This is a genomic window from Rhizobium sp. CC1099 (genome assembly GCF_029714385.1).
In the GTDB taxonomy this organism is placed as follows: Bacteria; Pseudomonadota; Alphaproteobacteria; order Rhizobiales; family Rhizobiaceae; genus Rhizobium.
In genome coordinates this window covers 413,443-438,016 of record NZ_CP121641.1, presented here as the reverse complement: position 1 = coordinate 438,016, position 24,574 = coordinate 413,443, and the positions used below count along the sequence as shown (strand labels likewise).

Sequence of the window (24,574 nt, the reverse complement as noted above, 5' to 3'; positions counted from 1 at the left end):
CTCCTAGTGCCGAATACGTGGGTTGATGAAGCCGTAGGTGATGTCGACGATCAGATTGACCAGCATGATGATGCCGGCGATCAGCAGAAGACCACCCTGGACGACCGCATAGTCCCGCTTGAACACCGAATCGACCATCCACTTGCCGATGCCGGGCCAGGAAAAGATCGTCTCGGTCAGGATCGCGCCCGCGAGCAGGACGCCGATTTGCAGACCGATGGTCGTCACAACCGGTATCATGGCATTGCGCAGCGCATGCACGCCAACGACCCGAATTGGCTTCAAACCCTTGGAGCGGGCAGTACGCACATAGTCTTCGCCAAGCACTTCGAGCATCGCCGAGCGCGTCTGGCGCGCGATGACGGCAAGCGGAATGGTGGCAAGCACGATCGTCGGCAGAATGAGATAGCTGACGGCGGAGCGGAAGGCGCCCGCCTGCCCCGACAGCAGGCTGTCGATGAGCATGAAGCCGGTGACCGGCTTGAAGAAATACATGAGCGAGATGCGGCCCGAAACCGGCGTCCAGCCGAGATAGCCGGAGAAAAAGATGATGAGCAGCAGGCCCCACCAGAAGATCGGCATCGAATAGCCGACAAGGGCGACCCCCATCACACTTTGGTCGAACCACGTGCCTCGCTTGACGGCAGCAAACACGCCGGCGGGCACGCCAAGACAGACCGCGAGAAGAATGGCACAAAGCGAGAGCTCGAGCGTTGCCGGGAAGAGCGCGCCAAAATCACCGAGAACCGGGCGCTTCGTGACGATCGACGTTCCAAAGTCGCCCTGCAGCACCTTGCCGAGGTAATCGAAGTACTGAATGTACATGGGCCGGTCGAAACCGAGATCGTGCATGATCTGGGCGTGACGCTCAGGCGCCATCACGCGTTCACCCGACAGAAGCATGACGGGATCGCCGGGAAGCATGCGGATGAACGAGAAGGCAATGAGCGTGACGCCGAGGAATGTTGGGATCAGGACCGCGAGGCGCCCGATGAGAAATCGCAACATGGCAGATGTTCCAATAGTTTCCGGCGGTCAGGGAGCCTGACCGCCGGCCAGCCCGGCGTTAGCCGGGCATTCTTGCATAATTCTTGTTATTCGGAAATGTCGACGCCGTCGAAGCGGTGGTAGCCGAGCGGATCCTGGACGAAGCCGGAAACCTTCTTGCTGACCGGAATGAAGACGAGCGAATGGTCGAGCGTTGCCCAGGGAGCTTCCTTCTTGAAGATCAGCTGAGCCTGCTCGTAGGCCTTGGTGCGCTCGGCAACATCTGCCGTCGTCTTGGCCTTGGTCATCAGGTCGTCGAATTCCTTGTTGCACCATTGCGCGCGGTTGTTGCCGCCGACAGCGTCGCAGCCGAGGAGCGTGTCCATGAAGTTGTCCGGATCGCCATTGTCGCCGGTCCAGCCGAGGATGACGGCACCGTCACGGTCCTTGGCGGAGGAGAGCTTCAGGTACTCGGCCCATTCATGGGTCACGATCTCGACTTCGACGCCGATCTTTGCGAGGTCGGCCTGCATCAGTTCAGCTGCGCGGCGAGCATTCAGCATGTACGGACGCGAGACGGGCATCGCCCAGAGCTTCATCTTGAGATCCTTGACGCCGGCATCGGCAAGCATCTTCTTTGCCGCATCCGGATCATATTTGTCGTCTTCGACGGCATCGTTATACGACCACATCGTCGGCGGGATCGGGTTCTTGGCAATCGCTGCAGCGCCCTGGAAGACGGCATCGATAATCGCCTGCTTGTTGATCGCCATGTTGAGAGCCTTGCGGACTTCAACCTTGTCGAACGGCGGGATCAGCGTGTTGTAGGCAACGTAGGAAACGTTGAGGCCGGCCTGTTCCATGACGGTCAGGTTCTCGTCCTTCTTCAATTCGGCTACGTCGGCAGCATTCGGGTACGGCATGATGTGGCATTCGCCGGCCTTCAGCTTCTGCGCGCGGACGGCAGCGTCGGAGGTGATCGCGAAAACGAGATCGTCAATCTTTTCCTTGCCCTTGAAGTAGCTCTCGTTGGCCTTGTAGCGGATGACGGCATCCGGCTGGTAGGCGACGAAGGTGAACGGACCGGTGCCGAGCGGCATCTGGTTCATCTGGTTCATCTTGCCGTCAGCCGCGAGCTTGTCGGCATATTCCTTCGACAGGATCGAAGCAAAGTCCATGGCGAGGTCGGCCATGAAGGGCGCTTCAGGATGCGCCAGGGTGAACTTGACCGTCAGGTCGTCGACCTTCTCGATCGATTTGATGAGCTCCGGGAAGCCCATGCCGGCGGCGTATTCGTAAGAACCGCCTTCGACATACTTGTTCCACGGATTGTCGGCCTTCAGCTGGCGCTCGAAGGAGAAGATGACGTCGTCGGCGTTGAGATCGCGCGTCGGCGTGAAGAACTCGGTCGTCTGGAACTTGACGCCCGACCGCAGCTTGAAGGTATAGACCGTGCCGTCGTCGGAAACGGTCCAGCTTTCAGCAAGACCCGGCTCGATCTCGGTGCTGCCGTGCTTGAATTCGACGAGGCGGTTGTAGACCGTGCGCGAGGTCGCGTCGAAGGTCGTGCCTGCGGTGTAGAGGCCCGGATCGAAGCCTTCCGGCGAACCTTCAGAGCAATAGACAAGGGTTTTTGACCAGGCCGACGTCGCCATGACCGAAGCCAGGGCCGTCGCTGCCAGCAGGACGGAGAGCTTTTTCATAATTTTGTTTCCCAGGTTTGTTCTTTTTTGATCTTTGGAGATCGAGCACAAATATTCCCGATCAGCGGGCCGATGGAACGATATTTATTTGCTGAAAGCAACGGTATCCGCAGAAAATTTTTCCAGTTGGACAACTTTAGAAATTTTCCGTCAAAAATCGGCCTCATTTGGAAATAATCGGACGTAAGAAGCTGAGTTTTTGTCGCTTTTGGTATAATTTCGCGCTTTTTGGATACGCGAAATTGCCTCTCGGCATTCAATCCGGAGGAGCTAAACGCAAAAACCGCAGCTGCATGCTGCAGCTGCGGTAAATGAGCATATTCGACTATTACGTGTCAGGCGTCAGGCAGCCGGAGCGCTGATGGCGGGTTTGCGGTAACCTTCGCCAGTCAGGCCGAGAAGAAAGTTGATCTGCGGGCGCGCCCTTACGAGATCGTCGATCGAATATTCGGCCAGCACGTCGAAGAAGGCGTTGAGCGCCTTGCGCAGCGCCGTGTTCAGACCGCAGCTGTCGACCAGCGGGCATTCGACCGCGCCGTCTTCGAAGCACTCGGCCATCGCAAAGCTGTCTTCGGTCACTTTGACGACGTCGAAGAGGCTGATCTCCTTCGCCGGTTTGCCGAGCCGGACGCCACCGTTGCGGCCCCGGACGGTTTCGACCAGGCCCGCCTTATTCAGCGGCTGCAGAATCTTGAATAGAAAGAGTTCAGAAACCCCGTATGCCTTGGCAATTTCGGGAATCCGGCTCAGATGTCCTTCATTGGCAGCGCAATACATCAACATGCGAACCGCATAGTTGGTCTGCTTCGTCAATCGCATGCCGTTCTCCTGAATCGCGTGGGCTGGATACCCGGATGGATGCTATATAGTGGCTTTCGTAGTTTTGAACAATTCCAAAATATGAAATTTACATTCACGTTTGCACCGCCAGCCACGGCCGCGCCATTTCAGTCGGCGTTTCCGGCGTATTTCAGGATGGCCTCTTTCCTCTCTGGCGTACCGGGATGGGTGGAGAGCATGCTGGTTTCGGAGTGGTCGCCGAGCTTCGTCTCGATCATATCGAAAAAGCGCACGATCGCGGCCGGGTCCATACCGGACCTTCTCATGAGGTCGACGGACCTGCGATCGGCTTCGCTTTCGGCGGATCGCGAGTAGGAAAGCGCCAGCAATCCACCGCCTTGGGTCAGGACATCTTCAACACGTGAGCCGACGTCTCCCGCAATCAGCATTACCAAGCCAGCGATGCCGGCGGCGCGATAGATTTGACGCAGGCTGTACTTATGCTCGACATGGCCGATTTCGTGGGCAAGAACGGCGGCAATCATTTCGGTGTCGCCGCCTGCCAATTCCACGAGTTCATCCGTCAGGACGATATGCCGTCCGGAAGCGCAAAGCGGTGACAACCTCATCTATCTCTCCGTCGACACGGATTGCGGTATGCTCGACAATGTAACGTGCCTGACGCACCGCCGCCCAAGGGCGCATCAGACCGAAGGTGCAGATGGTTACCAGCAAATTCGACAGAGCGATCCAGGCATAATGTCCGCGACCCAGATCGCTACTGAGCTGGTGACGCCCATCGATGGTCATAGATGACCAGACGATGTTGTGAACCGCTGCGCGATAGACAAGGGCTGCCAGGCCATAAGCGATAGAAATACCGGTTGCGGCGAACCTTCGCCCAGGCCGAACAAATACCCAGCGTGACGATCGTGAGAAGCACGTTCACGATCCAGATGCCGAAATACTCCGAAGCGCTGCCCGTGAATTTCGCGCGTTGAAACGGATTTGCCGGCGTGTCCGCCAGCATCTGGTGCTTAAAAAGCATTCGCTGTTTCCCTACCCCTTCGCCGGCCTATACGGCGTCTGGGCGAAAACGAGCCACTCTTCCTCATGTTGAGAAGCACGTATGCAAATTTAACAACTTAAAATCGCAAAATTGGGGGCCGCGGCCCCCAATCGGTATTCACTTGCTTTTCGATACTACTTCATCGTCGGCATGACGAATTCAGCGCCGTCCTTGATGCCTGACGGCCAGCGGGCGGTGACGGTCTTGGTCTTGGTCCAGAACTTGATCGAGTCCGTACCGTGCTGGTTGAGGTCGCCGAAGCTGGAGGCCTTCCAGCCGCCGAAGGAGTGGTAGGCGAGCGGAACCGGGATCGGGACGTTGATGCCGATCATGCCAATATTGATGCGCGAGGCGAAGTCGCGGGCGGCATCGCCGTCGCGGGTATAGATGGCGACCCCGTTGCCATATTCGTGCTTCATCGGCAGATCGAGGGCCTCTTCGTAGTTCTTGGCGCGAACGACTGAAAGCACAGGTCCGAAGATTTCGGTCTTGTAGATATCCATGTTAGGCGTGACGTGATCGAAGAGCGAACCGCCGACGAAATAGCCGTCTTCATAACCCTGCAGCTTGAAGCCACGGCCGTCGACGACGAGTTTCGCGCCCTGCTCGACGCCGCGATCGATCAGGCTATTGACGCGGGCATAGGCTTCCTTGGTGACGAGCGGTCCCATGTCGGCCTTCTCATCGGTATAAGGGCCGATGCGAAGCGACTCGATCTTCGGGGTCAGCTTCTCGACGAGGCGGTTTGCGGTTTCCTCACCGACGGGAACCGCAACCGAGATCGCCATGCAGCGTTCGCCAGCCGAACCGTAGCCTGCGCCCATCAGCGCGTTGACGGCCTGGTCCAAGTCGGCATCCGGCATGATGATCATGTGGTTCTTCGCGCCGCCGAAGCACTGGGCACGCTTGCCGTTCATGGCGGCGGTGCCATAGACGTAACGGGCGATCGGCGTGGAACCGACGAAGGTGACGGCGCCGATATCCGGGTCCGTCAGGATCGCATCGACGGCGGCCTTGTCGCCGTTGACGACGTTCAGGATGCCGGCCGGAAGTCCGGCTTCGATCATCAGTTCGGCCAGACGCAGAGGAACGGACGGGTCGCGCTCGGAGGGCTTGAGGATGAAGGCGTTGCCGCAGGCGATTGCCGGCGCAAACATCCACATCGGGATCATGGCTGGGAAGTTGAATGGCGTGATGCCAGCGCCAATGCCAACGGCCTGGCGCAGGGAATACATGTCGATCGCCGGACCTGCGCCTTCGGTGAATTCGCCCTTTTGCAGATGCGGGATACCGCAGACGAACTCGCAGACTTCAAGACCGCGGACGATATCGCCCTTGGAGTCTTCAACGGTCTTGCCGTGCTCCCTGGAGAGCAGCTCGGCAAGCTCGTCCATATGCTTGTTCAAGAGTTCCACGAACTTGAAGAAGACGCGGGCGCGGCGCTGCGGATTGGTTGCGGCCCACTTTGGCTGCGCCGCCTTGGCGTTTTCGACCGCGGCACGGATTTCCTCGACGCTTGCGAGCGCCACCGTCGCCTGAACCTCACCGGTTGCCGGGTTGTAGACGTTGCTGCTGCGGCCGCTTTTGCCCCCAACATGCTTGCCGCCAATGAAATGACCGATCTCACGCATGGATGTGCCTCCTCTTGATTTCCGTTGATAGCGCATCATCGCACTTCAATTTGCACAAATCAATGCAATGCGATAAGCAACCGTTGTGCAAAAATCGAAGCCCTAACGTGCGTGCACTCCTCCAGCAGGCCTTCTCCAAGGCGCAACCCTGGACAGCCGCGCGCGCAAGAGGCCGAACGCAAGAGGAGGTCGTCCATCGATGAGCGGCAAACGTGTCGTGAGAATGGCGGAACTGGAGATAGACCCTGCGGAGCTCGATGCCTATCGTACGCTCCTGGCTGAAGAAATCGAGGCGTCGGTCACGTCCGAACGAGGCGTGCTGACCCTATACGCGGTCTCGATCAAGGATCGTCCGGAAAAAATCTGCATCTTCGAAGTCTATGCCAGCCAGGAGGACTACGAAGCGCATCTCCAGACGCCGCATTTCCTCAAGTACAAGACGTCGACCGCCCGCATGGTCAGGTCGCTTTCACTCATTGATGTCGATCCCGTCATTCTGCGCGCTAAGACCGGCGATCACTTGGCGACGGAGGTTCGGGACTCGGGCAAGGACTTAAGGACATGAATTGGGACGACGTCCGCATCTTCCTCGCCGTAGCGAGAACGGGGCAGATCCTTGCCGCCTCCAAGCGGCTGGGGCTTAACCACGCCACCCTCTCGCGGCGCGTGACGTCGCTCGAGGAGGCACTAAAGACTCGCCTCTTCACTCGCCGCACCAATGGCTGCGAACTGACTGCCGAAGGCGAAGTGTTCCTCGCCTCGGCAGAGCGGATGGAGACGGAAATGCTCGCCGCGCAGGCCAACCTCGGCCGCACAGACACGGCTATCGCTGGCACGGTCCGCGTCGGGGCGCCGGACGGCTTCGGCGTTTCCTTTTTGGCCCCGCGTATCGGACGGCTGATCGAGCGTCATCCGGAGCTCAAAATCCAGTTGGTGCCAGTGCCGCGCTCCTTTTCACTCTCGCAACGCGAGGCGGACATCGCCATCACGCTGGAACGGCCCGAACAGGGTCGGCTCGTATCTTCAAAGCTGACCGACTATACGCTGGGGCTCTACGCCTCGCGCGGTTACGCCGAACAAAACGGCATGCCCGACAACAACGAGGCGCTCAAGCAGCATCGCCGCATCGGTTATGTCGAGGACCTGCTCTTCTCTCAATCGCTGAATTTCACCGGCGAGGTCATGCGCAACTGGAGCGCTGGCTTTGAGATCTCCTCGGCGACCGGTCAGACCGAAGCGGTGCGTTCCGGCGCCGGCATCGGAATCTTGCACGACTACATCGCCCGGCAGTATGACGAACTGGTTCGTATCCTGCCCGATGTCTCGATCCGGCGTGCCTACTGGACGACCTATCACGAGAGCGCCCGCGATCTGGTGCGCGTACGCACCGTCGCCGACTTTCTTCAGGAACTGGTCGGCGCGGAACGGCAGATATTTCTCTAACTGCCGGCCTGTTTTGGAGGCTCGTCGTTTTCGTCCGGATTGGGATTGGGCGTCTCATCCGGCAGGCGATCGGGATCCGGCTCCTTGACAGGCGGCTCCGGTTTCCAGCCAGGCCCGGGCATCGGTGGCTGATCGGGGATAGGTTCGTTGGGAACGGACATCCTGCTCCTTCCGTCTTCGATTTGCTCACTTGTCGGGTTTCAGGGCTTCGGCCGCACGCATCGGCATGCTGTCGATGATGGCAAAGAGTTCGCCGTTGCTCACCGGCTCGCTCACCTTGAGCTTCACCGTCCCATCCTTGCCGACAAGGGCGGCTCCGAATTCACCAGCATCGGGAGTCCCAAGCTCCTTTCGAAGCGCCCCTTCATTTAGATTGCCGCCTGCGCCGAAGATCGGCTTGACTGTGCTGCCGGAAATCTTGAAAACGACCATGTCGCGCTCGCCCAAGCCGGTGCGATCGGCAAGCAGCTGGTTTTCCTGGCGCGCAGCGCGGCTATTGTCCCTGTCGGCGAAAATGACCAGAACCCGGCTCTTCCACCGGAACTCTTCGAGGCTTGCGACCGGCGCCTGAGCGCCATCCGTCTCCTCGACCTTGGTTGCACCGTAAAGAAGCGTTTTTGACATTCTCATTCTCTCCCGTCACCTGTAAAACGGCGGGAGGATGGGCAGGTTCCATCATTTCGGACGGCATGGCGCAAAGCCGAAAAAAAAAAGCCGGTCAAAATTTGACCGGCTTTTTAGTTCGTTCACAGTGTAGCCTTACAGAGGAACGAAATCGGACGGCGGAACCTGCAAGGCGGCAGCAATGCGCCGCAATTTTGCAGGATCTGCATTTTCCCCATTTTCGATTTCGATGATTTCATTGGTGACGAGGCCACAGGTGACCGCCAGATCATCTACGCTGTACCCAACGGCCTCACGCGCTTTCCTGACCTCGGCGGCAACGTTCATCGCGGAAACCACCGTCGCTTTGGATTCATCCAGATTCTTGAGAGAAATGGACATTAAAGTCTCCTTCTAAAAGCACTCTGATGTAACCCCCGGCACAAAATGACATTCCGGCTCACATTTTGCAACGCAATATAACACAAAGTTTACCTGCGCTGCGGTGGCTAGATAGGGAGCCGGTGCCAGAGGGCAATAGTTCAGCAGATAACAAGCCGGACGGCCGAAGTGGATCTGCCGAATTTCGGTTTTTTGAGAGGAATGGTACGGTTGGGTGGTCTCGAACCACCGACCTCAGGTGCCACAAACCTGCGCTCTAACCAACTGAGCTACAACCGCACAAATCGCGCCCGGCGCGACGGGGGTCACATACGAGGACTTGGAAATTAATTCAAGTCCTATCTCCCCTCAATGTACAAAAAGGCCGGACATACGGTCCAGCCTTTTGTTTGATTGCACCCGTATGGGATCAGGCAGCCTTAAAGGAGGCCATGACCTTTTCGGCGGCTTCCTTGCTGGGCTTTGCGAGCTTCTCGGCAACCTGCTTGGAGGTTTCCTGCATCGACTTCGCTTGCTCGACGGTCAGTTCCGCCTGCTTGCGCAGGAAAGCGGTCTGAAGTTCGACGAGTTCTGCAATCGACTTCACACCGAGCAGAGCTTCCATGTGCGAGAGGGAATTTTCAGCGTTCGTGCGGAGTGCGTCGATCGCCTTCAGGCCGATTTCGACCGTGCCGGCCTGCGCGGTCTGAACCGTGGCTTCGAGGGTCTTGCCCGCATCTTCGCCGGCGGCCTTCATCTTTGCATAGGCCTCACGCGACTGCTGGGCGCCTTTTTCCGCGAAGTCGCGGAAGGATTCGGCGAACTTGGACGGGTCGAAGGAGGACATTGAAAAAACGTCGTCGATCTTTATGTTAGCCATCGAATTAAGCTCCTTGGGTTCAGGCGGATAACGCCTGCATAGTTTGGATATATCTTATATAAGGCATTCCATTGTGCATTGCAACATAATTGTGCGTCGCACAACGAATTAACCTTTCCACCCGAAACCCGACCCCCACGCTGGACCCATTTCCGGCGCGTCGTTATTAATAGACTGTTAATTTTTCAAGAGGCCGAAAGGGACAAGGTTCCGACATGCCCGCAGTCCAATACCCGTTCATCGACATTGCCGTGCATCAACGGGTGCGGGAACGCTTTTCGCGTGGCGAAGCAATGGTGCTTTTCTCGGCCGACCTTTCCCGCCTGCTCTGGGCCAATGGCGCCGGCGCGGAACTCTTCAGCCAGACCGCCGTGTATGATCTTCTCGATCAGGGCGTGAATCGCAGCGACATCACCTTCCGCCAGATCGAGACGACCGCTCGCCAGCTCGCCGCGATCGGCGACACCAGAAGCCTAATGATCCGGATCGCCAAAGGCTTCCAGCGGGCTCCGGCCCAAGCAACGGCCGAAATGATCGGGCTTTCGTCCGGCGAGCGCGGCATTTTGTTCTCGGTTCCTGTTTCTTCACAACCGCTTCCTGCCGCAGAAACCGCAGCGAGAATGCTACAGGGGCTCGACGATCCCGATACGCATATGGCCGTGATCGGCGCGGAAGGCGACGTCATTGCGTCCTCGCCCGGCTTTGCGTCGCTCGGCATCACCCAGCAGACCGCCAAGACGCTGACGAACCTTGCAGGCGCCCATCCCGACCGGCTCGTCAAGCGGCCGGTCGCAACCGGCAAGGGTTACCTGCCCGCTGCCGTCGGCAAGCTCAGCGACGAACCGGCGCTCAATCTTCTCTTTGCCGTCGAAACCGTGCTTGGCAATCTCGACCCGATCGACGCGGCAGCGCCGGAAGAGCCGTTATCCACAGCCGCCGTTAACCATATCGACGAGCCGAAGGGCGCGAAATTCGACGACGCGCTCAATGCAGTTGCGCATATCGAGGACGTCGAAGAAGGGCTGGAAATTGTCGACGGCGAGGAAACCAAGCCCGTAGCGGAAGCCGCAGATGAGCCGCTCATCGACCACGAAGAACCCGAAGAGTTTATCCTGTCCGAACCCGAGATGCCGCTTACCGACCGCGCTGAGCCGGCCGGCGACGATACGGTAGACGCGGAGACCGGCACAGAGCCTGCCGATGCCGAGGTGCGGCGCGAGATCGAACCTGCCGGTAGCAATCCGGGGCACGAAACCGAAGATGACGGCCAAGACAAGGTCGCCGCCCCGCCGACAGCAAACGGCTTTGCGTTCAAGCCAAACAGCCGCGCGACGCGCTTTGTGTGGAAGATCGACGCCGACGGCCACTTCAGCGAAGTGTCGGGTGAATTCGCCGACGCCGTTGGTCCACACGCAGCCAATATCATCGGCGTTGCCTTTACCGACATTGCGGCACTCTTCAACCTCGATCCCGAAGGCAAGATCGCCGAAGCACTCGAGCGCCGGGACACATGGTCAGGCAAGACGATCCATTGGCCGATCGAGGGGACGAGCCTGACCGTTCCCGTCGATCTCGCCGCGCTGCCGACCTATACGCGCAGCCGGGAGTTCGACGGCTTCCGCGGCTTCGGCGTTGTCCGGCTTTCCGATGCCACCGAGGATCCGCTGGCGCTCGGTCTGACGCTCGGCGCCGATGCCTTCGGCCGCGACACGGCCAGCCTCGAACAGCCGCCGGAAGTGGCTGCTCCGGAGGCATCCGACGTGCAGCCCCAGCCGGAAGTGCCGGAAGCCGCACCTGAGCCCGAGGCAGCCTCCGAAACCGTGCCTCGCGAAGAGCCGCCAGTCCTGCGCGTGGTGGAAACGCCGAGCCGCCGGCTGACGGACAAGATCGTTCAACTCCATGGTGCAGGCCCGACGCTGAGCGCGGCCGAGCAGGCAAACTTCCGCGAGATCGCCAAACGCCTGGAGGCTTTCGGCGTTCGCGACGATGAGCCGGCTCCCGCCGAGCCCGATGCTGCAGAGAGCCCGGCTACCACAGAGCCGGCAGGAGCTGCATCCGAAGGCGAGCCGAACGAGGCAATCTTCGAGAGCGCGAGCACGGCCGCCGAAGAACCGGCCGATGCAGCGGAGCGAGCGGAAGAGCACGTCGAAACGCCCGAGCCGAGTGAGGACGACGCCACCGAGGGCCTGCACGAAACCTTCAGCCCGATCGAAGTGCTGCACAGTGCCATCCCGCCGCGGGTGAAGATGACGGACGGGCTATCGGCCAACACCGTCGACCAGTTGCCGGTTGCCGTGCTCGTCCATGCCGGCGATGCGCTGATCCACGCCAATCCCGAATTCATGCGTCTGACCGGCTATGCTTCGCTTGAGGATCTCAGCGATGTGGGTGGGATCGACGCGCTGCTTCAACGCCGCGACTTGGATGAAAAAGCGGGACGCCCGGGCGCAATGGTGCTCGTGACGGCCGACGACTCGCTCGTACCGGTCACCGCCCGCCTGCAATCGATCCGCTGGGAAGAATCCAGCGCGCTCATGCTGGCGCTGATGCCTGTCGAGGGAAGCGACATCGCGCCGGCTCAGAACGAAGAAACCCGTCCGGACATCCGTTCCGACCGCATGGTCGAAAAGGTCGCCAAGCTGCAGGTCGAGGTGGAAGAACTTCGCTCCATCCTGGAAACGGCGACGGACGGCGTGGTCGTCATCGGCGCAGAAGGCGACATCCGATCGATGAACCGCTCGGCAAGCGCGCTTTTCAACTATGATGAGGAAGAGACCCGCGGCAAACCCTTCGTGATGCTCTTTGCGCATGAGAGCCAGAAGGCGGTGCTCGACTATCTGAACGGCCTTTCTGGCCATGGCGTCGCAAGCGTTCTGAACGACGGGCGTGAGGTGATCGGCCGCGAGTCATCTGGCGGCTTTGTTCCGCTGTTCATGACCATGGGCCGGCTCACCTCCTCGAGCGGCTATTGCGCCGTCATCCGCGACATCACCCAGTGGAAGCGCACCGAGGACGAGCTTCGCAATGCGAAGGGCGCCGCCGAAACGGCGAATGCCCACAAAACGGATTTCCTGGCGCGCATCAGCCATGAAATCCGCACGCCGCTCAACGCCATCATCGGCTTCTCGGACATGATGGCGAGCGAGCGCTTCGGACCGATCGGCCATCCGCGCTACATCGAATATGCGAACGACATCGGCCGCTCGGGCCGCCATGTTCTCGATATTGTCAACGATCTGCTCGATATCTCGAAGATCGAAGCGGGCGAGATGGATCTCGATTTCGTATCCGTCGGCCTCAACGAGGCGATTTCGGAGGCCGTGGCTCTGGTCCAGCCGCAGGCAAACGGACAACGCGTCATAATCCGCACGGCGCTGTCGCAGTCGGTGCCGAATGTCGTTGCCGATCTCCGCTCCGTCAAGCAGATCGCCCTCAACATCCTTTCCAACGCCATCCGCTTCACACCGTCAGGCGGTCAGATCGTGGTTTCAACGTCATATGAAGCGAATGGCAGCGTCGTGCTGCGTGTGCGCGATACCGGCATCGGCATGACGCGCAGCGAACTCGACCAAGCGATGAAGCCGTTCCGGCAGGTTTCCGCCCAGTCGCGCCACCGCGGCGACGGTACGGGTCTCGGCTTGCCGCTGACCAAGGCGATGGTGGATGCAAACCGGGCAATCTTCTCGATCAATTCGGCCCCGAACGAGGGCACGCTGGTTGAGGTCACCTTCCCGTCACAGCGCGTGCTGGCAGGCTGAATCAAAAAAAGGCAGCCACGAATGGCTGCCTGGAATTTGGTGCTGTTCAACAAGAGCTTAGTCGATCAACATCATGTTTCGGGAGCCCGCAGGCAAGCTGCTTCGTTCATGCGCAGCCCCAACTTCTTTTACCTTTGACCAACCTTTCTTAACGAAAGGTTTCCAGGCGACGGAAACTATCAAACGATAGCTTATAGTTTGGGTGCATTTGATTGAAATCAGACGCGCAATTCCTCGAGCCCGACGAAAAGGTCGAGCGCCTCGGGATTGGCGAGCGCCTCTTTGTTTTTCACCGGCCGCCCGTGCACGACCTCGCGCACCGCAAGCTCGACGATCTTGCCGGATTTGGTGCGCGGAATATCGCGGACCGCGATGATCTTCGCCGGCACATGGCGCGGCGAGGCCCCGGTGCGGATGCGGGTCTTGATGGCCTTGACGAGGTCGTCCGTCAATGCGGCGCCCGGCGCGAGGCGAACGAAAAGCACCACCCGGACGTCGTCTTCCCAATCCTGGCCGATGCAGAGCGCTTCGGCCACCTCTTCCATCTGCTCGACCTGATTGTAGATCTCGGCGGTGCCGATGCGCACACCGCCGGGGTTGAGCGTCGCGTCGGAGCGGCCATGAATGACAAGGCCGCCATGCTCCGTCCATTCGGCGAAATCGCCATGGCACCAGATATTTTCGAAGCGCTCGAAATAGGCCGCTTTGTATTTCGCGCCGTCCGGATCGTTCCAGAAGCCGACCGGCATCGACGGGAAGGCCTTGGTGCAGACCAGTTCGCCCTTCTGCTGGCGCACAGGCTTGCCTTCATCGTCCCATACGTCGACGGCAAGGCCGAGGCCCGCCCCCTGGATTTCGCCGCGCCAGACCGGCTGCAGCGGATTGCCCAGCACGAAGCACGAGACGATATCCGTGCCGCCCGAGATGGAGGCTAGCTGGATGTCTTCCTTGATGCCTTCATAGACGAAAGTGAAGCCTTCGGGCGAAAGCGGCGATCCCGTGGATGTCATGAGACGCAGGCTCGAAAGATCATGGGTGGTGCGCGGCGTCAGCCCGCCCTTGCGCACCGCGTCGATATATTTCGCGGAAGTGCCGAAGACCGCGAAGTCTTCAGCCTGCGCATAGTCGAAGAGCACATTGCCGTCCGGCGCGAAGGGCGAGCCGTCGAACAGGCAAAGCGTGACACCCACCGCAAGGCCGCTCACAAGCCAGTTCCACATCATCCAGCCGCATGTGGTGAAATAGAAGAGCCTCTCGCCACGCTTCAGGCCGCAATGCAGCACATGCTCCTTCAGATGCTGCAATAGCGTGCCGCCAGCGGAATGAACGATGCATTTCGGCACGCCGGTGGTGCCGGAGGAGAAGAGAATATAAAGCGGATGCGCGAAGGGAAGCCGCACGAACTCGACGGCTTTTGGCTGGTAAGGTTTGATGAATTCTTCCAGCGTCTTGGCCTTCGGGGTCTCGCTCGCAACCGCTGCGGCATCGCCGGCATAGTGGACAATCACGACCGGCGCACCGAGGCTCCTTGCGACCGAAGCAACCTTCGCCTTCACATCCTGCAGCTTGCCGCCATACCAATAGGCGTCGCAGGCAATGAAGAGCTTGGGGCCGATCTGGCCGAAGCGGTCGAGCACGCCCTGTTCGCCGAAATCCGGTGAACAGGACGACCATATGGCACCGATCGAGGCGGCGGCCAGCATGCAGGCGACCGTCTCCGGCATGTTGGGCATCATCGCGGCGATGCGATCCCCCTCGCCAATGCCGAGCGCGCGGTAGGCTTGCTGCAGCTGGGATACGAGCGCATGCAGCCGGTCCCACGACCAGCGATATTCCACCTTGTCCTCGCCGCGGAAGACGATCGCGTCAGCCGGCCCTTCGCTCGAGAGCAGGTTCTCGGCGAAGTTCAGCTTCGCATCAGGAAAGAAACGAGCCTTGAGCATGAGATCACCGTCGGCGAGCGCTCGTGCGCCCTGCTCCCCCTTCACACCGCAAAACGCCCAAACCGAGGTCCAGAACTTTTCGGGCTCATCGATCGACCAGGCATGAAGGTCCAGATAGGTCTCGAACTCTTGGCCAAACTCGGCGTTGCAGCGCTGCACGAAGGCATGCATCGGGCTTGCCTCAATCGACTCTTTCGAAGGCACCCAAAGCGGCACGGTGTCACTCATTTAATCTCCTCCCCTATTATCCGCTATATACCATGCTGCACCGCATTATAAAGTGTGCATCGCTTTCGGACGCAGGCTCACCGAGATTTGCATATATCTTTCGTTTCATATATCCGGCGAAATCGATAGCTAACGGATAAGCAGCTGAAAATACTGGCGGAGCTTATGGGTACGTCAAGACAACCAAAATGGCGACGCAAGATGATACCCGTTTCCCGCTGGCTGCCGGGTTTCGCTCGAATTGCAACCAGCCTGATCCTTTTCGTCGCCATCATTTTCGTGGCGCTTCGTGTTGCCGCCCCTTACCTCGTTTCGAGCGCACTGGTGCGCTCCGGCATCGAGGACGTATTGTCGAAATGGACCGGCTATCAGGCCGAAATCAAGGGCACGCCGGTTCTCGAATTCTGGCCGACACCGCGCATTACGCTGAACCAGATCACCATCCGCCAGCCCGAGAGCCGCGGCAACAAGCTGCTCGGCACGATCGAGAGCCTTTCGGCCGATTTCAGCCTCCTCGACGCCATCCGCGGCAGCGCCCGCTTTCATGAATTCCACCTGCTGCGCCCCAATCTTTCCCTCACGCGCGACCAACAGGGGCTGATCGACTGGACCTATGCCGGGCAGCTTGCGAAGGCGATCACCAGCGCGCGCCAGGAAGGTGGAGCCGAAGTCCTCGATCAAAGGCTTGATGCGACGATCGGTGCGATCACCGTCGAAGACGGCACGCTCAATGTCGCCGATCTTGCAAGCGGAAAGACCTATCATTTCGAAGGCGTGACTGCCGATATCACCTGGCCGCGGCTTTCAAGCCCGATGACGGCGGTGCTGATCGCGAGAACGAGCGGGCAAGATTTGAAGCTCGACTTCTCGTCCGGTAGCCCGCTGCTGATCTTCGGCGGCAAGGTTGCTCAGATCAAAACCGCACTCACCTCCAGGCTCGTGACGGCAGAATTCACCGGTATCGGCGGTATCTCAGGTCTTGTCGGACTATCCGGCAACATGTCGGTCAATATTCCCGACCTGCCGGCGCTTTTGGCCTGGTCCGGCAAATCCATTCCGGACGTTGAGACGCTGAGATCGTTTTCGATCGAGAGCGACATATTTTCGGCCGCCAACGGCCTGCGCTTCAACGAAGTCGCGCTTGGGCTCAACGATGCGAATGCAACCGGCGTCATGGACATCTCCATTGGCACAAACGCGCGGGCAAGACTTGGCGGCACGCTGGCCTTCGACCGTATGAACCTCAAGCCCTTCTTCGACGCCTTTACTCTTCGCCTGGCCGCCGGCGAAGCGGGCGCGCCGGAAGATGGCGGTCTGCTGCAGAAGCTTGATGTCGACCTCAGGCTCTCCGCCAAGGAAATGCAGCTTCCGCCCTTCCAGCTCTCTGATGTCGGGGCAAGCATCATCGTTTCCAGCAACGAAGCCAAATTCGATATCGGCGACAGCCAGTTCGAAGGCGGAGAGATGACGGCGCATCTGGAGGCAACGCGCGGGAACTTCGACGGCGGCGGCAAGCTGCAGGTCTCGATCCGCGGTGCCGATTTTGCTGGGCTGATCGAACGGCTGCAGTTGAAGGGCCCATTACCGCTCGCGAATGGATCGCTCGACATTTCGCTGAAAACCAACAAGCCGATCTGGACGGCAGGTGCTGCCGACGTGAGCGGACAGCTGGCATTCCACGGCAATGCGGGCTCGATCGCCGGCCTTGACATCGAAGCCATCCGAAGCCAGGCCGCTCAACAGAAATTTTTCCCGCTGAGCGCCGTTTCGGGCCGCGCGTTCGAATTCAATCGGATCGATGTGGCTGCCACTCTCGCGGATGGCTCGGCTGAGCTTCGCGGCGTCAGCGTTCAAGGTGCAGACGAGACGCTGACCCTTTCAGGCATCATCCCGTACGAATCCAAAGGACTGGCCCTTTCCGGATCGCTGCAGGCGACGGATGACGCCAAGAAGGCAGTGTTGCCGGTTCTGCCGTTCTTCGTCGGCGGCTCTTGGCCGAACCCGGTGATTTCGCCGGTTCCGCTGATCAATCAGCAGCCACCCGGCGTCCAGTGATTTTCAAGGCGCGTTGGCTGCCGCACGCTCATCGCGTTCCCGCTGTATCTCGCGGCGCTTGGAGACGATCGAGGTACAGATGACCCCAACCGTCACGATACCGATCAAAATCGTGCAGACCGCATTGATTTCCGGGGTCACGCCGAGGCGCACCTGGCTATAGATTCGCATCGGCAGGGTCGTGGCGCCCGGGCCTGACGTGAAGCTCGCAATCACGAGGTCGTCGAGCGACAAGGTGAATGCCAGAATCCAGCCCGAAAAGACGGCAGGCGCAATGATCGGCAGCGTCACCTCGAAGAAGGTCCGGACCGGCGGAGCGCCGAGGTCCTGCGCCGCTTCTTCGATCGAATGATCGAAGCTCACCAGACGCGACTGCACGACAACCGCGACAAAGCACATCGTCAGCGTCGTATGCGCCAGCGTGATCGTCCAGAAGCCGCGGTCAAATCCGATCGCCACAAAGAGCAGCAGCAACGAAAGGCCGGTGATCACCTCGGGCATGACGAGCGGGGCATAGACCATCCCGGAGAAAAGCATGCGGCCGCGAAACCGCGTGTAGCGCACGAGCGTGAGCGCTGCGAGCGTGCCGAGGATGGTAGCCAACGTGGCGGAGAGCAAGCCCACGCGCACCGTCACCCAAGCAGCGTCGAGCAAAGCCTGATTGTACAGCAGCTGTGCGTACCATTTCGTCGAGAAGCCGCCCCAGACGGTGACCAGCTTCGATTCGTTGAACGAGAAGATTACGAGCAGGACGATCGGCAGATAGAGGAAGGCGAAGCCGAGCGTGACCGAGACGATATTGAAGCGGGTCCATTGCAGCATGGCTTACCTTCCCTGCTCGTCGGCTTTGGCTTGCGCGTTCTGGAAAAAGACGATCGGGATCACCAGGATCAACAGCAGGATCGTCGCGACTGCGGAGGAGACTGGCCAATCGCGGTTCGAATTGAACTCGCTCCAGAGCGTCTTGCCGATCATCAGCGTCTGCGATCCGCCGAGCAGGTCGGGGATGACGAATTCGCCGACGGCCGGGATGAAAACCAGCATGCAGCCGGCGATAACGCCCGGGAGCGAAAGCGGGAACGTCACACGCCAAAAGGCCGTGATCGGCGTGCAGCCGAGATCCTGCGCCGCCTCGATCAGCGTCCCGTCCATCTTTTCCAGCGATGAATAGAGCGGCAGAACCATGAACGGCAGGTAGGAGTAGACGATGCCGATATAGACCGCGATGTTGGTGTTCAGGATGATGAGCGGACTGTCGATGATCCCGGTGGCCAGCAGCGCCTGATTGAGCAAGCCTTCCGGCTTCAGGATCGCGATCCAGGCGTAGACGCGGATCAGAAAGCTCGTCCAGAACGGCAGGATGACGAGCATGAGCAGTGTCGGACGGATGCTGCGAGGGGCCTGCGCCATGCCATAGGCGATCGGATAAGCGATGAGTAGCGTCAGGAATGTCGAGATCGCGGCGATAACGACGCTCGAGACATAGGCGTTGAAATACAGCGGATCGTCGATGAGGTAACTGTAATTTTCGAAAGAGAAGGTCGATACCTTGTCCCAGAAGCCGGTCCAGCCATCGCCGAGCGAAAAGACGGGCGTATAGGGCGGCATCGCGATCGCCGTTGCCGACATCGAGATGCGGAAGACGATGAAGAACGGCGCGAGGAAAAAGATGAGCAACCAAGCATAGGGAACGATGATCACGAGGCGGCTGTAGATCGCGGAACCGAGCTTGCCCATGGTCAATCCCTCAGCAGCACGCCGGCATCTTCGGCGAAGGAGATCCAGACTTCCTGATCGTATGTGAAAGGATCATCGACCGCACGCTGCGCATTGAGCGAGGAAGCCTTCACGACCTTTCCGCTCTTCAGCTTGACATGGAAAACCGTCATATCGCCGAGATAGCCGATATCCCAAAGCTCGCCGGAGGCCGCATTAACCGAAGAGTTCGGCGGCGGATGACGAAGCACCTTCAGTTTTTCAGGGCGGATCGCAAAGCCGGCATTGCTGCCCTTCGCAGGCTTATCGGATGTCGCGACCTTGATTTTGAGGCCGCTGTCGACCGCAATCTCGACCGTACCGGCCCCGGTGGAAGCAACCTGGCCGTCGAAGATGTTCACATCGCCGATGAAATCCGCAACGAAACGCGAGTTCGGGGCCTCGTAGATTTCCGCCGGCGTCGCCACCTGGATGACTTTGCCGTGGCTCATGACTGCGATGCGATCCGCCATCGTCATCGCCTCTTCCTGGTCGTGGGTCACGACGACGAAGGTGAGGCCGAGATTCTGCTGCAGGTCCATGAGCTCGAACTGCGTTTCCTCGCGCAGCTTCTTGTCGAGTGCACCAAGCGGTTCGTCGAGCAGCAATACTTTGGGGCGCTTGGCAAGCGAGCGGGCGAGCGCCACGCGCTGACGCTGACCGCCGGAAAGCTGGTTCGGCTTTCGGGAGGCAAACTGCTCCAGCTTCACCATCTTCAGCATCTGCATAACGCGCTCGATAATCTCGTCCTTCGGCATCCCGTCCTGGCGAAGGCCGAAAGCGATGTTCTTCTCGACCGTCATGTGGGGGAAGAGCGCATAGGACTGGAACATCATGTTGACCGGCCGCCTGTGGGGCGGAGTACCTGCCAGGTTCGTGCCGTCGAGGATCACTTCGCCGGAGGTCGGCTGCTCGAAGCCCGCAAGCATGCGCAACAATGTCGACTTGCCGCAGCCCGATGCGCCGAGCAATGCAAAGAATTCGCGATGATAGATATTCAGCGACAGGTCATTTACGGCGGTAAAGTCGCCGAACTTCTTCGTCACGTTCTTGAAGGAGATAAACGGCTTGGAAGCCGGATCGGCCCAAGGCGCGAAGGTGCGGCGAATATTGCCAAGTGACTTCATATTGTTCCCCGAGACATGATTTGAGAACCGGCCCTCCCCACGGCCGGCAGTCGTCAAGAAAAGGCCCGGGCGTTTCCGTCCGGGCCGGAGTCTCGACTACTGGCCGGTAACGACCTTGGTCCAGATTCGTGTCACGAGACGCTGCGTCTTCGGATCGAGCGGCGGCACCGTAAAGAGCTTAGCCATGACCTCCGGCGTCGGATAGATCGCCGTATCATCAATCACCGCCTTGTCCAGCAGCGGCTGCGACGCCTTGTTACCGTTGGCATAGAAGACAAAATTCGATGCCTTGGCGGCAACTTCCGGCCTCATCATGTAATTGATGAATTCATGCGCCTCTTCGACATGCGACGCATCCTTCGGGATGCCGAAGACGTCGAAGAAGATCTGCGCGCCTTGGGCAGGAACGGAATAGTCGACATTCACGCCAGCCTTTGCCTCGGCCGCGCGATCGCGCGCCTGGAACACGTCGCCCGAATAGCCGAGCGCAATGCAGATATCGCCATTGGCGAGCGCGCTGATATATTCGGAGGAGTGGAACTTGCGCACGAAGGGACGGACGGCGAGCAGGACATCCTGTGCCTTCTCCAGCTCTTCCGGCTTCTTGCTGTTCGGATCGAGGCCGAGATAGGCAAGAACGGACGGAATGACGTCCGTCGGCGAGTCCAGCATATAGATGCCGCAATCCTTGAGCTTAGCGGCCTTGGCTGGATCGAAAAGCGCATCCCAGTTCGGCTTTTCGTCAGTGCCGAGCGCGGCCTTCACCTTGTCCATGTTATAGCCGATGCCGGTCGTGCCCCACATGTAGTCGACGCTGTACTCGTTGCCCGGATCGAAGGTGGCGACGCCCTGCATCACCACGTCCCACATGTTCTTCAGGTTCGGCAACTTCGACTTGTCGAGCTTCTGATAAACGCCCGCAGCAATCTGGCGCTGCATGAAGGAAACGGTCGGAACGACGACATCGTAGCCGGTCCCGCCTGCAAGAAGCTTGGTTTCAAGCGTCTCATTGGAATCGAAGGTGTCGTAGACGACCTTGATGCCGGTTTGCTTGGTGAAATCCTCGAGGATGGAACTGTCGATATAATCCGACCAGTTATAGACGTTGACGACACGCTCCTGCGCAAAGCCCGGCGCTGCAGCAAAAACGGCAACGACGGCCGTGGCCGCAAGTCTTGCGATTCTTGACCTCATATTATCTCCTGTCCGTTCTTATTATAAGCGTTTGCAGGCATCACCCCGGACACCGTTTTCCTCTGGATTTTCGGGTAGACTAGAAAGGATTTTGTGAGGCGACAAGCGCAAAATCCTGCACTCTCAATGATTTCACCGGTCACTGGAAATCGAAGGCACTGAGCCCTGCTACCATCTCATCTAACCCAAGCGGGCGAGTGACAGGCGGTTCGGCGCGCGCAAGACAGCCCTTCCTTTCGCAGAGGCGACAGGCAGGCCCGATTGCAACCGGATGCAGGGTCGCAGAGAGGGCCTGGCCATAGGCAGTGCTGTCTTTGAGCGCGATATCGCAGCCGAGCAGAAGTGCTGTACGCCGGACTCGTTCGCCAAAGGGCGCATGCGGCCCTTCAAGCGTCCGCGCTATGGTAAGATACGCGGAGCCATCCGGCATCTCGGCAACCTCGGCCAGAACTTGGCCCGGCTGGAGAAAGGCGGCGTGGATGTTGAGCTTCGGACAGCCGCCGCCGAAGCGCGCGTGAGGAAAACCTGCCGCTCCTCCCCGCCGCAGCCGATGGCCTGCGGCATCGGCCTCCATGACAAAAAACGGAACGCCGGCATTCGCTGGCCGCTGCAGCATCGTCAGCCGTGTCGCAGCCTGGCCGAACGAACAGCCGAAGCGCGCGCAAAGAATATCGATGTCATAACGCGATGCTTTTGCTGCGGAAAGGAACGCATCGTAAGGCATCATCAGCGCAAGTGCTGCGTAACGCGCGAGCTCGAAGCGGACAATGCGCCTCGCCTCCTGCGTCGAGAGGCTGAGTGTTTCCAGTTCTCGCGCAATGGCGTCGCGAAGCGCGAGCGTTGAGACCTCGACGGCGATTTCCTGGAGCTGATCGGAAGCCGCAAGGCGCTCCGAAATAAAAAGCCGCATGGAATGCCGGTCGAAGCGGCGACGCAAATCGGGCATAACGTGCACCGGCAGGATGCGGACGCTGATGCCACGCTCCTTCTGCAGCCAGTCCTTTAGAACCTGCGCGCGCTCACCCGCTGGCAGAGTGACGAAGAAAGCCTCCGCAGCCTCTTCAAGCGCGCCGAAATAGGCAGAACGGCGCTCCAGCACGTCGCGCACTTCATCTGCCGGCAGCCGCGCGCCAGCGGCCGGCGCCTGCCCCTCTCCCGCCATCAGGACCGCAAAATCGGAAAGCCGCATAGCCTGCTCGCGATAGGCGCGATAGAGTTTCACGACACCGCTTGCCGCATTGGGCGCGGCTTCTGCGACTTCGATGAGTTCCTGGTCTCCGGGCAGTTCGCCCGAAAGCAAGGGATCGGCAAAAACCTCGCGCAATTGCGCAAGATTGTTTCCGGGCTCACTCTGCAGCTCCTCAAGGTCGACCTTGTAGACCGACGCCAGCTTCAAGAGGAGCTGCACCGTCAATGGCCGCTGATTGCGCTCGATCAGATTGAGGTAGGATGGCGAAATTCCCAATGCCTCGGCCATCGCCGTCTGCGTGACCGCCAGGCCGTTGCGAATCCGGCGAACTTTCGGACCAGCAAATATCTTCCGCTCGACCATTCGACACCTCCCGTATCGAAACGAATTTACAAACTTTCACAAATTTACAAGATAACGTTGTAAATGCTCTCGCAACCTAACCTCATTTCCCTCCTAGAAATCAAGCTTTTCCTGGCATCTCGAGTGTTTTTGTAAATTATGTCACATAGCTGATGAGGCCATGATTATCGCGAAGGAGGAAATCGTGACAGGATTTGACAAGCTTATCCGCAATGCTCCGGCAGGCCGTTTTGACGGTATCGAGCGGCCCTATTCGCCCGAGGACGTGAAGAGATTGCGGGGCTCCGTCGAACTTCGTTATTCGCTTGCCGAGATGGGGACGAACCGGCTGTGGCAACTGCTGCATCACGATGATTTCGTCAATGCGCTCGGAGCGCTATCTGGGAATCAGGCAATGCAGATGGTCCGTGCCGGACTGAAGGCGATCTACCTGTCCGGCTGGCAGGTCGCAGCCGATGCGAACACAGCTTCGGCGATGTATCCCGACCAGTCGCTTTATCCCGCCAATGCCGGACCAGAACTCGCCAAGCGGATCAACCGCACGCTTCAGCGCGCCGACCAGATCGAGACATCGGAGGATCGGGGACTTTCCGTCGAAACATGGTTTGCGCCGATCGTTGCCGATGCCGAAGCCGGCTTTGGCGGACCGCTCAATGCCTTCGAGATCATGAAGGCCTATATCGAAGCTGGCGCTGCCGGTGTCCACTTCGAGGACCAGCTGGCATCGGAAAAGAAGTGCGGGCATCTCGGCGGCAAGGTGCTGATTCCGACCGCGGCCCACATCCGCAATCTGAACGCGGCGCGGCTTGCCGCAGACGTCATGGGGGTTCCCACGCTCGTCATCGCCCGTACGGATGCGGAAGCGGCAAAGCTTCTGACCTCGGACATCGACGAGCGCGATCGGCCCTTCGTCGACTACGATGCCGGGCGCACGGTCGAAGGCTTCTATCAGGTGCGCAATGGCCTCGAGCCCTGCATTGCCCGTGCCGTTGCCTATGCGCCGCATTGCGATCTCATCTGGTGCGAAACCTCCAAGCCGGATCTGGAGCAGGCGCGGCGCTTTGCCGAGGGCGTGCACAAGGTCCATCCCGGCAAGCTGCTTGCCTACAACTGCTCACCGTCGTTCAACTGGAAGAAAAACCTCGATGACGCGACGATCGCCAAGTTCCAGCGGGAACTCGGCGCGATGGGCTACAAATTCCAGTTCATCACGCTCGCTGGTTTCCACCAGCTGAACTTCGGCATGTACGAACTGGCGCGCGGCTACAAGGACCGGCAGATGGCCGCCTATTCGCAACTGCAGCAGGCCGAGTTCGCCGCCGAGGCACAGGGCTACACAGCGACCAAGCACCAGCGCGAAGTCGGGACCGGCTACTTCGATGCCGTCTCGCTCGCCATCACCGGCGGCAAGTCCTCGACGACCGCAATGAAGGAATCGACCGAACATGCCCAGTTCAAACCCGCAGCCGAGTAGCCACACCAAAG

The 24,574-nt window shown here is 59.5% G+C and carries 19 protein-coding genes, 1 tRNA gene and 2 pseudogenes; 5 read left to right on the top strand and 17 right to left on the bottom strand.

Annotated features, from left to right (window positions below; translation table 11 throughout):
* Nucleotides 1–3 precede the first annotated feature (3 nt).
* The 6 genes and pseudogenes from QA644_RS02150 to QA644_RS02125 form a co-directional block, all read right to left on the bottom strand.
* Entirely contained in the window at nucleotides 4–1,008 is a 1,005-nt protein-coding gene (locus QA644_RS02150) for an ABC transporter permease subunit (RefSeq protein WP_239595453.1), read from the bottom strand.
* Between the two features lie 86 nt (nucleotides 1,009–1,094).
* On the bottom strand, nucleotides 1,095–2,690 hold the full coding sequence (locus QA644_RS02145) for an ABC transporter substrate-binding protein (protein WP_194729017.1): 1,596 nt from the start codon (nucleotides 2,688–2,690) through the stop codon (nucleotides 1,095–1,097).
* 342 nt (nucleotides 2,691–3,032) lie between these two features.
* Nucleotides 3,033–3,509 (bottom strand): iron-responsive transcriptional regulator RirA, encoded by a 477-nt coding sequence (rirA, locus tag QA644_RS02140; RefSeq protein WP_074066732.1) that lies wholly within the window; start codon nucleotides 3,507–3,509, stop codon nucleotides 3,033–3,035.
* 128 nt (nucleotides 3,510–3,637) lie between these two features.
* Nucleotides 3,638–4,083, bottom strand: a pseudogene (locus QA644_RS02135) (M48 family metallopeptidase); the annotation flags it as partial.
* A pseudogene (locus QA644_RS02130) lies at nucleotides 4,080–4,518 on the bottom strand (DUF898 family protein); the annotation flags it as partial. The pseudogenes QA644_RS02135 and QA644_RS02130, both read right to left, overlap by 4 nt.
* 155 nt (nucleotides 4,519–4,673) lie before the next feature.
* Nucleotides 4,674–6,170: a CoA-acylating methylmalonate-semialdehyde dehydrogenase gene (locus tag QA644_RS02125; protein ID WP_283070869.1), complete on the bottom strand. Its 1,497-nt coding sequence runs from the start codon at nucleotides 6,168–6,170 to the stop codon at nucleotides 4,674–4,676.
* A gap of 199 nt (nucleotides 6,171–6,369) precedes the next feature.
* On the opposite strand from QA644_RS02125, the gene QA644_RS02120 reads away from it, so the two are divergent.
* The gene (locus QA644_RS02120) at nucleotides 6,370–6,735 is read left to right on the top strand and encodes an antibiotic biosynthesis monooxygenase (protein WP_283070867.1); all 366 of its coding nucleotides are present in this window, start codon (nucleotides 6,370–6,372) and stop codon (nucleotides 6,733–6,735) included.
* The gene (locus tag QA644_RS02115; RefSeq protein ID WP_283070865.1) at nucleotides 6,732–7,613 is read left to right on the top strand and encodes a LysR family transcriptional regulator; all 882 of its coding nucleotides are present in this window, start codon (nucleotides 6,732–6,734) and stop codon (nucleotides 7,611–7,613) included. The genes QA644_RS02120 and QA644_RS02115 overlap by 4 nt, the downstream gene beginning before the upstream one ends.
* Here QA644_RS02115 and QA644_RS02110 read toward each other — a convergent pair.
* From QA644_RS02110 to QA644_RS02090, 5 genes are all read right to left on the bottom strand, one after another.
* Entirely contained in the window at nucleotides 7,610–7,774 is a 165-nt protein-coding gene (locus QA644_RS02110) for a hypothetical protein (RefSeq protein ID WP_239595455.1), read from the bottom strand. The genes QA644_RS02115 and QA644_RS02110 overlap by 4 nt on opposite strands.
* A 25-nt stretch (nucleotides 7,775–7,799) precedes the next feature.
* Complete coding sequence (locus QA644_RS02105; protein WP_283070864.1) at nucleotides 7,800–8,237, bottom strand: DUF4174 domain-containing protein; 438 nt, start codon at nucleotides 8,235–8,237, stop codon at nucleotides 7,800–7,802.
* A gap of 135 nt (nucleotides 8,238–8,372) precedes the next feature.
* Nucleotides 8,373–8,618: a helix-turn-helix transcriptional regulator gene (locus QA644_RS02100; RefSeq protein WP_022717225.1), complete on the bottom strand. Its 246-nt coding sequence runs from the start codon at nucleotides 8,616–8,618 to the stop codon at nucleotides 8,373–8,375.
* Between the two features lie 202 nt (nucleotides 8,619–8,820).
* Nucleotides 8,821–8,897: transfer RNA gene (locus tag QA644_RS02095), tRNA-His, on the bottom strand.
* Nucleotides 8,898–9,027: 130 nt separating this feature from the next.
* Nucleotides 9,028–9,477, bottom strand: a complete 450-nt coding sequence (locus QA644_RS02090; RefSeq protein WP_039844018.1) for a phasin — start codon at nucleotides 9,475–9,477, stop codon at nucleotides 9,028–9,030.
* Between the two features lie 215 nt (nucleotides 9,478–9,692).
* Here QA644_RS02090 and QA644_RS02085 point away from each other — a divergent pair, with 215 nt between their 5' ends.
* Nucleotides 9,693–13,235 (top strand): ATP-binding protein, encoded by a 3,543-nt coding sequence (locus tag QA644_RS02085; protein ID WP_283070863.1) that lies wholly within the window; start codon nucleotides 9,693–9,695, stop codon nucleotides 13,233–13,235.
* A gap of 218 nt (nucleotides 13,236–13,453) precedes the next feature.
* On the opposite strand, the gene QA644_RS02080 is transcribed toward QA644_RS02085, so the two are convergent.
* The gene (locus tag QA644_RS02080; RefSeq protein ID WP_239595460.1) at nucleotides 13,454–15,406 is read right to left on the bottom strand and encodes an acetoacetate--CoA ligase; all 1,953 of its coding nucleotides are present in this window, start codon (nucleotides 15,404–15,406) and stop codon (nucleotides 13,454–13,456) included.
* A 165-nt stretch (nucleotides 15,407–15,571) separates the two neighbouring features.
* On the opposite strand from QA644_RS02080, the gene QA644_RS02075 reads away from it, so the two are divergent.
* Nucleotides 15,572–17,461 carry an AsmA family protein gene (locus QA644_RS02075; protein WP_194729010.1) on the top strand — a complete coding sequence of 630 codons (1,890 nt, stop codon included), beginning with the start codon at nucleotides 15,572–15,574 and terminating at the stop codon, nucleotides 17,459–17,461.
* A gap of 3 nt (nucleotides 17,462–17,464) precedes the next feature.
* On the opposite strand, the gene QA644_RS02070 is transcribed toward QA644_RS02075, so the two are convergent.
* The 5 genes from QA644_RS02070 to QA644_RS02050 all read right to left on the bottom strand — a co-directional run bounded on the left by QA644_RS02070 (nucleotide 17,465) and on the right by QA644_RS02050 (nucleotide 23,089).
* Entirely contained in the window at nucleotides 17,465–18,283 is an 819-nt protein-coding gene (locus QA644_RS02070) for an ABC transporter permease subunit (RefSeq protein WP_283070862.1), read from the bottom strand.
* 3 nt (nucleotides 18,284–18,286) lie between these two features.
* Complete coding sequence (locus QA644_RS02065; RefSeq protein ID WP_283070861.1) at nucleotides 18,287–19,198, bottom strand: ABC transporter permease subunit; 912 nt, start codon at nucleotides 19,196–19,198, stop codon at nucleotides 18,287–18,289.
* Nucleotides 19,199–19,200: 2 nt separating this feature from the next.
* On the bottom strand, nucleotides 19,201–20,343 hold the full coding sequence (locus QA644_RS02060) for an ABC transporter ATP-binding protein (RefSeq protein WP_283070860.1): 1,143 nt from the start codon (nucleotides 20,341–20,343) through the stop codon (nucleotides 19,201–19,203).
* A gap of 96 nt (nucleotides 20,344–20,439) precedes the next feature.
* The gene (locus QA644_RS02055; RefSeq protein ID WP_283070859.1) at nucleotides 20,440–21,537 is read right to left on the bottom strand and encodes a polyamine ABC transporter substrate-binding protein; all 1,098 of its coding nucleotides are present in this window, start codon (nucleotides 21,535–21,537) and stop codon (nucleotides 20,440–20,442) included.
* 139 nt (nucleotides 21,538–21,676) lie between these two features.
* Nucleotides 21,677–23,089, bottom strand: a complete 1,413-nt coding sequence (locus tag QA644_RS02050; protein WP_283070858.1) for a short-chain fatty acyl-CoA regulator family protein — start codon at nucleotides 23,087–23,089, stop codon at nucleotides 21,677–21,679.
* Between the two features lie 184 nt (nucleotides 23,090–23,273).
* Here QA644_RS02050 and aceA point away from each other — a divergent pair, with 184 nt between their 5' ends.
* Nucleotides 23,274–24,563 (top strand): isocitrate lyase, encoded by a 1,290-nt coding sequence (aceA, locus tag QA644_RS02045; protein ID WP_283070857.1) that lies wholly within the window; start codon nucleotides 23,274–23,276, stop codon nucleotides 24,561–24,563.
* Nucleotides 24,564–24,574 lie beyond the last annotated feature (11 nt).

Bases quoted from the DNA above. Each gene is read 5' to 3' on its own strand.
- QA644_RS02150 (WP_239595453.1), bottom strand. From the start codon at position 1,008: ATGTTGCGATTTCTCATCGGGCGCCTCGCGGTCCTGATCCCAACATTC.
- QA644_RS02145 (WP_194729017.1), bottom strand. From the start codon at position 2,690: ATGAAAAAGCTCTCCGTCCTGCTGGCAGCGACGGCCCTGGCTTCGGTC.
- rirA (WP_074066732.1), bottom strand. From the start codon at position 3,509: ATGCGATTGACGAAGCAGACCAACTATGCGGTTCGCATGTTGATGTAT.
- QA644_RS02125 (WP_283070869.1), bottom strand. From the start codon at position 6,170: ATGCGTGAGATCGGTCATTTCATTGGCGGCAAGCATGTTGGGGGCAAA.
- QA644_RS02120 (WP_283070867.1), top strand. From the start codon at position 6,370: ATGAGCGGCAAACGTGTCGTGAGAATGGCGGAACTGGAGATAGACCCT.
- QA644_RS02115 (WP_283070865.1), top strand. From the start codon at position 6,732: ATGAATTGGGACGACGTCCGCATCTTCCTCGCCGTAGCGAGAACGGGG.
- QA644_RS02110 (WP_239595455.1), bottom strand. From the start codon at position 7,774: ATGTCCGTTCCCAACGAACCTATCCCCGATCAGCCACCGATGCCCGGG.
- QA644_RS02105 (WP_283070864.1), bottom strand. From the start codon at position 8,237: ATGTCAAAAACGCTTCTTTACGGTGCAACCAAGGTCGAGGAGACGGAT.
- QA644_RS02100 (WP_022717225.1), bottom strand. From the start codon at position 8,618: ATGTCCATTTCTCTCAAGAATCTGGATGAATCCAAAGCGACGGTGGTT.
- QA644_RS02090 (WP_039844018.1), bottom strand. From the start codon at position 9,477: ATGGCTAACATAAAGATCGACGACGTTTTTTCAATGTCCTCCTTCGAC.
- QA644_RS02085 (WP_283070863.1), top strand. From the start codon at position 9,693: ATGCCCGCAGTCCAATACCCGTTCATCGACATTGCCGTGCATCAACGG.
- QA644_RS02080 (WP_239595460.1), bottom strand. From the start codon at position 15,406: ATGAGTGACACCGTGCCGCTTTGGGTGCCTTCGAAAGAGTCGATTGAG.
- QA644_RS02075 (WP_194729010.1), top strand. From the start codon at position 15,572: ATGGGTACGTCAAGACAACCAAAATGGCGACGCAAGATGATACCCGTT.
- QA644_RS02070 (WP_283070862.1), bottom strand. From the start codon at position 18,283: ATGCTGCAATGGACCCGCTTCAATATCGTCTCGGTCACGCTCGGCTTC.
- QA644_RS02065 (WP_283070861.1), bottom strand. From the start codon at position 19,198: ATGGGCAAGCTCGGTTCCGCGATCTACAGCCGCCTCGTGATCATCGTT.
- QA644_RS02060 (WP_283070860.1), bottom strand. From the start codon at position 20,343: ATGAAGTCACTTGGCAATATTCGCCGCACCTTCGCGCCTTGGGCCGAT.
- QA644_RS02055 (WP_283070859.1), bottom strand. From the start codon at position 21,537: ATGAGGTCAAGAATCGCAAGACTTGCGGCCACGGCCGTCGTTGCCGTT.
- QA644_RS02050 (WP_283070858.1), bottom strand. From the start codon at position 23,089: ATGGTCGAGCGGAAGATATTTGCTGGTCCGAAAGTTCGCCGGATTCGC.